Genomic DNA, 11,280 nt, shown 5'->3' with positions numbered 1-11,280 from the left:
CCTCCAATACTGCTATTCGCTTTCTAGACATTAAACGTTAGTCAATACCGATATAATTTAGGCCTATTTTTGTTACCCATACATATGGGGCACGCCTCTATAAACATATTGCCGTTAAACATCTTTCTGTTCTTGTTCCATAACAATAGGGATTGGTTTAGTCGCTTCCCCGGAATATAAACTGATATGCGGGAAAGGGATCTCAATATTCTGTGCGTCGAAAGTCTTTTTGATCTCCTGATACATGCTGTTTTTGAGGGTCAAAAAATTCTCTCTTTTAGCCCAAACTGAAAATTGTATATCGACCGAGGAAGAACCAAAACCTAGCAAAATAAACAGTGGTGCGGGTTCATCTAAACACAATGGATTTTTAGTTGCGACTTGGTTAAGCACCTCTTTTACGCGCTCAATGTCTTCTTTATAGGCGATACCAATTTGTAGGTCGGCACGCCTGATGGGAAACCTTGTTAACGTGGTAACTTGCGTTTTAATCATCGATTCGTTAGGAATACGAACGAACAGGTTATCAAAAGTACGAATTTTTACCGACAACAAATCAATCGAGATCACCTCTCCCGTGGTCGACTCAACTCTGATCACATCGCCGATTGAGAATGGTCTTTCCATCATTAAAAATAAACCGCTTATCAGGTTTGACGCGGACGTTTGTGACGCAAAACCAATAGCAACACTAAAGATTCCTGCGGCCCCAAGCACAACGCTCAAATCAAACCCCAGTTCTTTCATTACTGAAATTGAGGTCAGCACTAAAATTCCGTAAAACACCACCCTTTGCACTAGTGCCATGCTGTTAACGGTAAGATGCGCTATATTAAGACGCCCAACGCCATTTCTGGCCAAACGAGCCAATAGGTATCCAAGGATCAGTATTAAAATGGCTTTGCCAATAGCAAAGACGTGGAATTGCTGCATTAAACCAAGCGCGATACTGGTCTCTTCCATCATGTAATTTCCTAAGGTTATGCTTGTGCTTAAGCCACTAAACTTCTAATTGAACGCATAAATGTGTGAGCATCGGCTATTTCTCTGGCGTGCGACACTAAAGAAATAGCCGATTTATCCTGCTCTTTGGTTAAGCTTTTGATGTAAAAAGACGGCCTAGCCTTATCTAAATGGTGCGTTAAACACACTTTGTCAGTCCAGAACTGTTCGCTAGCGTCGGCGTAAAGGTTTAAATAGGGTATTGGAAGGTTAATTCTATCGACGGTTAGTAATTCATCGTGCTCATTTAAAATACTGATCGTGGTGATGGCTCTATGTGAACGCTTGGGAATATTTTCTAATGACACCCTAGCATCGGTGTACTTCGAATAACATAGTTCACCAACCATAGTAGACGGCCCAAACCAAGAATCTGACGGCAGCCAAAAAGGCAGATCACTAATAGGCAATCTACTGCCTATATTAAAAAAGGCTAACCATAAAGGAGAACTCACTGAGAGTTCTATTTTTTCTCCGGGCAGTATATTTAAAGTGGAACTGGGCCTAACAATGATGGAACGATTTGCCAGTAAAGGGGCAACTTTTAATGCATCATGGGTTTTGTTCACTAGGTACCTTTTGGGCAGCGTATCGATAGATGCTTCCATCGATACCGCATCTTCTAGAACTAACTGTTCAAAACTCTCATCTTTGGTCTCTTCATTCCAAATGAGCCACTCGACATGTTTGCGTTGTACCGAGATCTTACGACTGCCAATTCGCCAGGTTTTAACCTCATTTATTTCGAAATTAATATCACCCCACCACTTTTTCATTCTGATCACTCTTTTTAGCCGTTGCTATCTAAGCAGTTTATTACTGGATAGCAGGTAAGTTACAGAAAAATATTATCCGCACTGAAAAATAAACCACCGTAAGCAGGTATTGCTGAGACAGCATCACAAATATAGGTGTAGCCGTTAAATATTGGTAATCATATGCTAAAGAAGAATAATAGCTTTGCTGATTAAGACCCGTAGAGTCGTGTATGAGAGATTGTGTCCAAGGGACTTTGGGTAATCGTTGATTGCCGATAGACTGGTACATCCATGTACTAACATACGACTGGTGTATGTCACGCTAATATCTTAGATAATAGTTATATCTAGTCTGAGAGGCTGCTATTAGCCGTCAGGGCGCAAATAGGCGATATCGTCGTCATCATCAGCGTGAAAATCGTAACCACCGTCAAAATCATTATTCAACTCATTTGAGACGGTCATAGGCAGTTCCAATATATCCTGAGCATAAATCGCGGCATTTTCGGGTTGCTTAATAAGGCCCTTTAAATCATTAAAATCTAGCAACATTATAGCTTGCAGATATTCTTTTGTTGATACCGGTAGTTGCTCAGTGAAACGGGCAATGCTCTGTTCCAACTTAATTTTTAGGGCGTCTTTTTCTACATCGCTTAACAAAGTAATAAATTGCTGATACAAGGTATGGGTGAATACTTTCTTGTCAGAATCAATAAGCAACAGTGCCACTGCTGAGTTTAGAAACTTTTGCAACTCAAACACCAGTACGTCTTCATCATTATCAATGATCAGGCTATTTGCACTGTAGTTTGCTCCGATATTTTTATATATCTGTAGCAACTTGGCACTTTGCTGACCCTCTTTAACTAACCCCTCATGCATCAATCTGATATCAGAAGTATCGTTTATGCCTACTGCATATTGCGTGATTGAAATATCTTCGAAGTATGAAGCTGATATCTTCTTTAACTCCGCGTATTTAGCCCAACCGGCTCTAAAGCAATACACGATACCTTGCTCTTTTATAATGCTTTTCGCTTTCTCAGCATCGTTATCGCAGAGGTCTAGCAAACCTAAATTGCTCATACCTAATACTATTTCACAGCCCTTTCTAATTTGATCCGCATAAATTATCGATAAATTGTCGGACGCTATCCGCAATGACATATCGCTTAATTGCTGTTTAGTTTTATGCATAAATTCTGGGGGGAAATAGCCCCCACTTTCACCGTCTTTTAAAACTAAAAGTAGAAAAGGGTGATGTCTTAACTGTGCAATTTTCATTGTTCAATCCTACCGAATGAAAGCTTGAATACGATTTTCATGTGCATATTACAGCGGCGCAAACATATCATCAGTATCCATTTCAAGCGCTGTCACTCGTTGTTTATTGGCGTTTTGTTTTAAGGTGCTTTCAATGTTTTCTAGTGTGCCATTGGTGCTGACGGTCATCACTTCACGATACGCATCTTCACTTAAAGATTTAATCTTCATTAGCAGCTCTTCAACACTACCTGATGCTTGCTCTTCATCTTCTTCCATTTCTGAAAAGTCGTGACCAACAAACGGTAAAGACAAATACAGAAGACCAAAATCGTCTTCTACAATAACGCGTAATATTTCCAATTGTTTTTCTTCGTCATCGGTAGTCAGAAATATTTGCGTTAATAAACTATGGGCTTCTGTTTGAGCAGAAAATACCGTGTCTTCTTCCATATTTTCCCAGTACGACGGCTCGACATTCAATAATTGCTTAATGGATTCTGCGTCCATTAACCAGGTGGCAATCGATGGAATAGTGGCGTCGTGTTCTCTAACAATTTTTGCAACGGTCAAAATATCCATTTCGGTTAACACCGCCAGCATTGTCTCATCGCCTTGCTGTGAAGCAATAGCTTCTAAAGCGGTACCTGCTTGTCTGCCGCTATGCTGAGCTTGTTCCATAATGTCGCTTGCAAGCATTAATGCATTTTTATTCAAGTTAAATCCTTAATTTTTTTCATTTATCGATCGAGTGTTTTAATACTAATCAGCTAAATCTAATAGTTGTCGTTTTCGAAAAAGCTTACCGAGTCGTAATCCTGATCTTGTTCATTTTCGTCGGATTCAGCCTTTAACGGTGTCGCGTCGTAGCTATTATAAAAATGAATAAGCAAAATAGCATTTTTCAAATCGCGTTCTGATTGGGTCATGATTGCGGTTATACAAGCACGCGCATCCGCATGCACACCCACAAAAGGTTTTATCTCAGCCCAGGTAGGCTCTTTCGTGATCGTCACTTTTGCTAGGTTTTCGCTATCGATACGCACTTTAGTTGATATCGCCATCGCTAATTGATCAACCATGCCATTAAACAACGAAGGCATTTTCTGTAACTGGTCGAATAAACTTGATAGATAATTTGTTAACAAGTCAGGATTTTCAGGATCATCATATGAGGTCATATTCTCTAAATACATAGAAAAATCACCGCTCAAATAATCAGGTACATTTGCTTCAAGTTGCATTCATTGTTTCCTAAGGTAAAGTCTAATTCACAGCCGAACTGAAGTCCTAGCTCAAAGCTGAATCCCAAAACGAGTCAGCCACTTCTCGAGGATTGGTTATCACGGTATAATTTTGTTTTAAATACACCGCGCGCTTTTTAGGATCAGAAATAACATCATAAGCTTGCTGAATTAGCTGAAACTTCTCTTTGGCTTCTGTACCGTCATTTCTATCAGGGTGATATTTATTGGCCAGCTTTCGATACGCTTTTTTAATATCGATGGTCGACGACGATCGACTGACACCCAACTGTTCAAAATAATCCATAAACTTCTAACTACCTTTCGCGAGACAACATAAACATGACTGTTGATATGATGGAGGTAATTTTACCTTCGAAATGATAATATTGACATCAGAAAAAGGGTTTGTTGCATATTAGTTTATAAACGGCACAGCCCTTGCTTTACTAATTTTTAACATACCTTCTAATACCAAAATATTGGGATACTAATATTTCCAAGGATTTTTCAATAAAAACAAGATGCTATTGGTTTTTTTGGTGTTTAGAAACAGAACTAAACAAAATATAGAGGGATATTTTTATCTCAGCAAAGCCGGTATTACATTCTAATTTATTGAGATAAAGCACCAGCAAGCTACGTTTTAAGATTAAACACGGTGGTCACCACAGAAAAACTCGCTACTTTAAGCGGTAACTTGTATCTTCCAACAATCACCTATCCCGTATTTTTCAATGATATTTAAATCACGTTAATAAATAGTTATGGTTGCCTCACGTTAAGTACCATTCATCAAAAGACAAAAATATGAATACATTTGATAGATTTAATCAGCTTCGGTTAATCCCAGCACGATGAAAACGAGTAATAGCATTCACTTATACTGCTATCACCCGTTTTACTCCAGATTAATTACTTAATCGAAAACTCATCAAATAATTGCACTTGATAGGTTGTTAATAGAAAAATTCGGCTATGCCCCAACCACACTCAACTTAAAGCCTAATGTGTAATCCCGTTGTGAGCGTCTAATCCCTTTCATGCTTAATGTTTTCATAAAGAAGTCCTCTTTATGTCAACCTGTTTCAGGATGGGACAGCTGGATCAAAAAAGCACAGTAAATAGACTGTGCCTTTAATTTATCGACTAATTAATATCACCTAGGTTTCAGCCTTCGCTTCCATCTTGCACTATATTAATATCACTCGACAAGTTAGCTAAACCACCACCTAACACACGATACAAAGTGATACGATTATCCAAATGTATCCTGCGGGTGGTAATAAATGACTGCCTGGCACTGTACATAGTGCGCTGGGCTTCTAGCGCATTTTGAAAGGTATCTACGCCGCCTTCATATCGCGCTAACGACAAGTCGTAACTGCGGCTTGCAGCCGTCACTAACGCTTCTTGAGCATCAAGTTGAGCTTGAATCGTCGCTCGGCGCGCTAGGGTATCAGCCACTTCTGAAAACGCGCTTTGAATGGCATATTCGTAAGCTGCAAGATACTTTTTCTGCTGCGCTTCGCTGTAGGCTAAATTTGCATCGTTTGCGCCACCATTAAATATGGGCAAAGTGATACTAGGGGCAATCGTCCAGATCGAGCTTGCACCGCCAGTAAATATGTCAGACAAAACGGAACTGGCTAATCCCCCCGTGGCCGTCAATGACAATGTTGGAAAGAACGCGGCTCTAGCGGCACCGATATTGGCATTAGCTGATTTCAAATTATGTTCTGCAGACAGCACATCAGGTCGCTCAAGCAATACAGTTGAAGACAAGCCTACTGGTACATCTGTCACCAAGGTTTCACTCTCGGGTAAAGCCTTAGCCATTAAACTGTCATCAAACTGCTCCCCCACTAACAGGCGCAAAGCGTTTCTGTCTTGGCTCACTTGTGTGGTGTAACTAGCGATATCAGAGCGTGCAGAATAATAAATGGTTTCAGCACTTGCCACATCAATTCTTGAATCAACACCAAGCTCTAGGCGTTTGTTAGTGATGTCCATGGTTTGCTTGGCATTGGCTGCTGTTTCTTCAGCTAGGCTCAGTAAATTGCTATCCGCTGCTAACGTAAGCCACGCATTGGCAATTTCACCGATTAAGGTAATTCTTGCTGCTTTTGCGGTTTCTGCGCTGGCTAAATACGCTTCCATTTGCGCTTCTGTCAAACTGCGATTCTTACCAAACAAATCGATTTCATAACCACTCAAACCCGCTTCAGCTTCGTAAGTTGTATTGATATCGCCTGTTGAGGACTTGGTACGCGCCCCACTTAATCCTGCATCAATTTGCGGGTATAAATCGGCTTTTTGAATGCGATAAGTAGCTCTCGCTGATTCTACATCCGCTAAGGTTTCACGCAGGCTTCGGTTACTATTAAGCGCCAACTTGATAATCTGCGCTAAACGCGCATCTTTGATGAAATTTTCCCACGGGACCTGCATTGCCTGCTCTGTTGATAAGCCTTGGGTTTGCATTGTTGGCTGGTCTTGCCATTCGTTAGGTACGGGTAAATCAGTGCGCGCATAATCCGGTGCTAAGGTACTACAACCCGCTAAGATTAAAGCGCCAGCAATAGGCACTAGCCTAGCGGTGCGCATCATATTCATGCTTAGTTTAATCATGGGCATTCTCTACGGTAGTTGGCTCAGCGTCGTAATTTGGACGTCGTTTGGGGAAGAATCCGCGGATCAAAACGAAAAACATAGGCACAAAGAAGATTCCTAAAATCGTTGCGGTTAAGGTACCACCAACAATGCCCGTACCAATTGAAATACGGCTATTTGCGCCCGCACCTGATGACAATGCCAACGGTAACGTACCAAACATAAATGCTAAAGAGGTCATAATAATCGGCCGTAAACGGAGTTTGGCCGCTTCAAGGGCAGAGCCTACCAATGATGCGCCCTTCTGATAGGACGTTTCAGCAAATTCAACGATCAAGATCGCATTTTTTGATGCCAGACCAATAGTGGTTAATAGTGCCACCTGAAAATAAATATCATTTTCCAACCCGCGCATTGTGCTCGCGATTGCCGCTCCAACTAAGCCTAATGGAATGACCATAATAACTGAAAATGGGACTGACCAACTTTCATATAACGCAGCAAGCGCTAAGAACACCACCAAAATAGAGATGGCATAAAGGGTTCCTGATTGCCCGCTTGATAGTTTCTCTTGGTAAGACAAGCCACTCCATGCGTAGCTTAACTTGCCTTGGCCTACTTCTTCGGTTAAGCGCTCCATTTCAGTCATGGCTTGGCCCGAACTAACACCGCTAGCGGAAGCACCTTGTATTGAGTAAGAGGCAATACCGTTAAAACGAGATAAGCTTTGCGGCGCACTCGACCAAGAAGATGAGCTAAACGCTGAGAATGGCGTCATAGTCGTTTCGCCATCTGCGTTTACCCCTCGTACATGCCACTGGCCTAAGTCCTCTGGTTTTGAGCGATATTCGGCTTCACTTTCCACGTACACCTTCTTTACTCGACCATTATCAATAAAATCATTCACATAACTCCCCGCCCAAGCCGACGTTAACGTCGACGACACATCCGACAGTGATAAACCAAGAGCCGTTGCCTTGCCATTATCAATATCAATTTTAAGTTGAGGCGTGTTGCTCAGTGAACCTTCTCGAATACTGGTGAGCAACTCACTTTGACGTGCTTTTGTTAGTAATTCATCTTTTAAACGGGTCAATTCTTCACGGCTAGTACCTGTTGCAGCCTGCAGTTCAAAAGAAAAACCGTTGCTTTGCCCTAACCCTCGGATAACCGGTTGCTGCATAGCAAAAACACGGGCATCACGAATAGTCGACAGATTTTTGTTCATACGCCCTATTACTGCGTCGGCGCTCTGATCATCGTCGGTTCGCTCATCCCAAGGTGTTAATCCTACAAACCCCATGCCCGCATTCTGTCCGCTGCCCGAGAAGTTAAAGCCTGAGATAGAAAAGACTCGCACAACGTCCCTTGTTTCTTCGCCCAAAAGATATTCTTCTACTTGCTCGGCGACGGCCCGAGTTCGTTTAATGGATGCGCCTTCAGGCAAACTAATTTGGAACATAGTACTGCCTTGATCTTCTTGGGGTAAGAAACCCGTTGGCATACGTACAATAAGTAAACCTAATATCGCAATAATAACGCCGTACACTATTATCCAGCGCACCTTACGCGTAATTACATGCTCAACATGCCCTGTATATGAGATAGTCATACGGTCGAACATACGGTTAAATCCAGCAAAGAACCCCTTTCCTTCTTTGTTGTGTTCAGCCTTCGTCAGCAGGCTTGCACATAACATCGGGCTAAGCGTTAACGCAACAATAACCGAAAGCGTCATTGACGACACAATGGCGACAGAGAATTGTTTGTATATAACACCCGTCGAACCACCAAAAAACGCCATCGGTAAAAATACCGCGGATAACACCACGGCAATGCCCACCAGCGCACTGCTGATTTCTGACATCGACTCTATGGTTGCATCTCGGGGTGATAAGTTCTTCTCGCGCATTAAGCGCTCGACATTTTCAACCACAACAATGGCATCGTCCACCAGCAAGCCAATGGACAACACAATACCGAACATGGTGAGCGTATTGATGGAAAAACCAAATGCTGACAACACGCCGAATGTCCCTAGCAATACAACGGGTACAGCAATGGCTGGAATTAGCGTCGCGCGCCAGTTTTGTAAGAACAGGAACATCACGATAACAACCAGAACCACTGCTTCCAGTAACGTTTGCACCACTTCGCTGATTGAAATTTTAATAAAATCGGTACTGTCACGAGGAAACGTAACTTTGTAGCCATCAGGTAAGTTTTTAGCAAGCTCGGCCACTTTCTCTTTTACCCGAGTAGCCGTGTCTAAGGCGTTCGCCCCTGGCGACAGCATAACGGCAATACCCGATGCAGGGTGCCCATTTAAACGCGGAATAGCATCGTAACTCGCACTGCCTATTTCAACTTGTGCAACATCACTCAAGCGCACGTTTGCGCCACTTGCATCATACTTTACAATAATATTACGAAATTCATCAGGCGTAGACATCATTGACTGCGCTGTCACTGTGGCATTAAGTTCTTGGTCAGCTAAAGACGGTACCGCACCAATTTTACCTGCGGGTATTTGTATATTCTGGGCACTTAACGCGCTGGTAATATCAGACGGCATTAATTCATAGGCAGCCAATTTAGTCGGGTCTAGCCAGATACGCATGGCATACTCTGACCCGAATACCCGGGTATCCCCTACGCCTTTAATTCGAGCCAACTCATTTTCTATATTAGATGAAATATAATCAGCGATATCAAAGGAAGAGACCTTGTCCATAGAATCGTAAATCGCGGTGACCAGTAAAAAGTCACTATTAGACTTTGTTACCGTAACCCCTTGTGTTTGCACTGACTCAGGGAAACGTGAAGTGACCTGCTGTACTTTATTTTGTACTTGCACTTGAGCGTAATCAGGATCAGTGCCTTGCTCGAATGTGATGCTGACTGACGCTGAACCATCTGATGTGCTCGATGACGAAAAGTATAATAGGCCATCAAGGCCAGTTAACTGCTGTTCGAGTATTTGGGTAACGCTATTCTCAACCGTTTGCGCATCCGCACCGGTATAACTTGTGTTAACACTGATAACGGGAGGAGCCACACTTGGGTACTGCGCTATCGGCAACGACATAATCGATGCAATACCGGTCAGCATGATAATAATCGAAATGACCCAGGCAAATACAGGACGATCAATAAAAAAACGGGCAAACATAATTTACACGCCTCCTTGCATAGCTGAGGTATCTTTACTTTGCTCAGACAGGGTAACCATAGAGCCATTAGTGTCCATTTGCACTTCCACAGGTTTGACCTCACTGCCTGGACCTACTTTACCGCTACCTTCGACTAATAACTTATCATTAGCCGCTAAGCCACTCTCAAGTAGCCATTTATTGCCAACAGCGTTAATGGTTTTTAAAGTGCGCTTTTCTACTTTGTTATCTTCGTTAATCACATATGCATAGGCTTCGCCTGTCGCATTATGATAAACCCCCTGCTGCGGAACAAGGATCGCATGCTCATCTACCGCTTCATTGACTTTGGTTCGCACAAACATGCCCGGTAACAGTATCCCGTCAGGATTTGGAAACTCAGCACGCAAAGTAACGGTACCAGTTGATGCATCCACAGAGACTTCTTGCATTTTCAACTGACCTTTAAGGTCGTATTCACTGCCATCCTCTAAGGTAAGGGATACCGCTGTTGTACCTTGCTTAACACCATTCTTACCGATTAACTGACGCAATTTCAGCAGCTCTTTGCTACTTTTAGTCATATCCACATAGATAGGATCCAAGGTGCGGATAGTCGCTAAAGCAGAGGCCTGTTGTGCAGTTACCAGTGCGCCAGGCGTGACAGTGGAAATACCAATATGACCGGATATCGGTGCAGTGACTTTAGTAAATTCGAGATTAATAGACGCAGTAGCTAATGCCGCTTGATACTTCTCAATATCGGCTTTAGCTTCAAGGTAAGTGGCATGAGCATCGTCAGCATCTTGTTGCGAAACCCCTTCAAATTTCAGTAAATTTACATAGCGCTCATCTTTCAATTTAGCCGTTTCTAGGGATGCTTTTGCACTGTTTAAACTCGCTTTGGCTTCGTTGTATGCAGACTGATAGGTTGCGGGATCAATCTGATAAAGTAATTGCCCCTTCTCTACAGTATTGCCCTCGACAAAAGAACGCGTTTGAATAATCCCCCCCACCTGAGGTCGGACTTCGGCGCTTAAGGATGCCACCACACGGCCCTGCATTTGAGTATCAATGTTATGTACCGAAGTGCTCACCGTAATATATGAAACAGCCGGCACTGGCATGGTGCGCGCTGGGGCGCTCTCTTGTTGACAGCCGCTTAGCAAAGTCACTGCTAGCAGCAACCCCCCAATGTAAATTGAAGATTTCATAATTGCGTGTTCCTCGATAAGTAAATAGAAAATG

Annotated in this window: 9 protein-coding genes; all 9 read right to left on the bottom strand. The window is 42.6% G+C overall.

What is annotated here, in order from left to right; genetic code table 11:
* Positions 1-114 precede the first annotated feature (114 nt).
* The 9 genes from GQS54_RS01015 to GQS54_RS00975 all read right to left on the bottom strand — a co-directional run bounded on the left by GQS54_RS01015 (position 115) and on the right by GQS54_RS00975 (position 11,246).
* On the bottom strand, positions 115-963 hold the full coding sequence (locus tag GQS54_RS01015) for a mechanosensitive ion channel family protein (protein WP_166422424.1): 849 nt from the start codon (positions 961-963) through the stop codon (positions 115-117).
* 29 nt (positions 964-992) lie between these two features.
* A complete protein-coding gene (locus GQS54_RS01010) occupies positions 993-1,778 on the bottom strand; it encodes a hypothetical protein (RefSeq protein ID WP_166422147.1) in 786 nt (261 codons plus the stop codon).
* A 348-nt stretch (positions 1,779-2,126) separates the two neighbouring features.
* Positions 2,127-3,044, bottom strand: a complete 918-nt coding sequence (locus GQS54_RS01005; RefSeq protein WP_166422146.1) for a hypothetical protein — start codon at positions 3,042-3,044, stop codon at positions 2,127-2,129.
* Positions 3,045-3,092: 48 nt separating this feature from the next.
* On the bottom strand, positions 3,093-3,740 hold the full coding sequence (locus GQS54_RS01000; protein ID WP_166422145.1) for a hypothetical protein: 648 nt from the start codon (positions 3,738-3,740) through the stop codon (positions 3,093-3,095).
* A 59-nt stretch (positions 3,741-3,799) separates the two neighbouring features.
* Complete coding sequence (locus GQS54_RS00995) at positions 3,800-4,267, bottom strand: hypothetical protein (RefSeq protein WP_166422144.1); 468 nt, start codon at positions 4,265-4,267, stop codon at positions 3,800-3,802.
* Between the two features lie 46 nt (positions 4,268-4,313).
* A complete protein-coding gene (locus tag GQS54_RS00990; RefSeq protein ID WP_166422143.1) occupies positions 4,314-4,574 on the bottom strand; it encodes a DnaJ domain-containing protein in 261 nt (86 codons plus the stop codon).
* Between the two features lie 863 nt (positions 4,575-5,437).
* Positions 5,438-6,898 carry an efflux transporter outer membrane subunit gene (locus GQS54_RS00985; RefSeq protein WP_166422142.1) on the bottom strand — a complete coding sequence of 487 codons (1,461 nt, stop codon included), beginning with the start codon at positions 6,896-6,898 and terminating at the stop codon, positions 5,438-5,440.
* Entirely contained in the window at positions 6,891-10,052 is a 3,162-nt protein-coding gene (locus GQS54_RS00980; protein ID WP_166422141.1) for an efflux RND transporter permease subunit, read from the bottom strand. Before GQS54_RS00980 ends, GQS54_RS00985 begins: the two co-directional genes overlap by 8 nt.
* A gap of 3 nt (positions 10,053-10,055) precedes the next feature.
* Positions 10,056-11,246, bottom strand: a complete 1,191-nt coding sequence (locus GQS54_RS00975; RefSeq protein ID WP_166422140.1) for an efflux RND transporter periplasmic adaptor subunit — start codon at positions 11,244-11,246, stop codon at positions 10,056-10,058.
* Between the last annotated feature and the right edge of the window lie 34 nt (positions 11,247-11,280).

The sequence above is a fragment of the Paraglaciecola sp. 20A4 genome, assembly GCF_011378905.1.
In the GTDB taxonomy this organism is placed as follows: domain Bacteria; phylum Pseudomonadota; class Gammaproteobacteria; order Enterobacterales; family Alteromonadaceae; genus Paraglaciecola.
This window is presented reverse-complemented; position numbering and strand designations above follow the sequence as displayed.

Coding starts and splice junctions, on each gene's coding strand:
- GQS54_RS01015 (WP_166422424.1), bottom strand. CDS start 963: ATGGAAGAGACCAGTATCGCGCTTGGTTTAATGCAGCAATTCCACGTC.
- GQS54_RS01010 (WP_166422147.1), bottom strand. CDS start 1,778: ATGAAAAAGTGGTGGGGTGATATTAATTTCGAAATAAATGAGGTTAAA.
- GQS54_RS01005 (WP_166422146.1), bottom strand. CDS start 3,044: ATGAAAATTGCACAGTTAAGACATCACCCTTTTCTACTTTTAGTTTTA.
- GQS54_RS00995 (WP_166422144.1), bottom strand. CDS start 4,267: ATGCAACTTGAAGCAAATGTACCTGATTATTTGAGCGGTGATTTTTCT.
- GQS54_RS00990 (WP_166422143.1), bottom strand. CDS start 4,574: ATGGATTATTTTGAACAGTTGGGTGTCAGTCGATCGTCGTCGACCATC.
- GQS54_RS00985 (WP_166422142.1), bottom strand. CDS start 6,898: ATGATTAAACTAAGCATGAATATGATGCGCACCGCTAGGCTAGTGCCT.
- GQS54_RS00980 (WP_166422141.1), bottom strand. CDS start 10,052: ATGTTTGCCCGTTTTTTTATTGATCGTCCTGTATTTGCCTGGGTCATT.
- GQS54_RS00975 (WP_166422140.1), bottom strand. CDS start 11,246: ATGAAATCTTCAATTTACATTGGGGGGTTGCTGCTAGCAGTGACTTTG.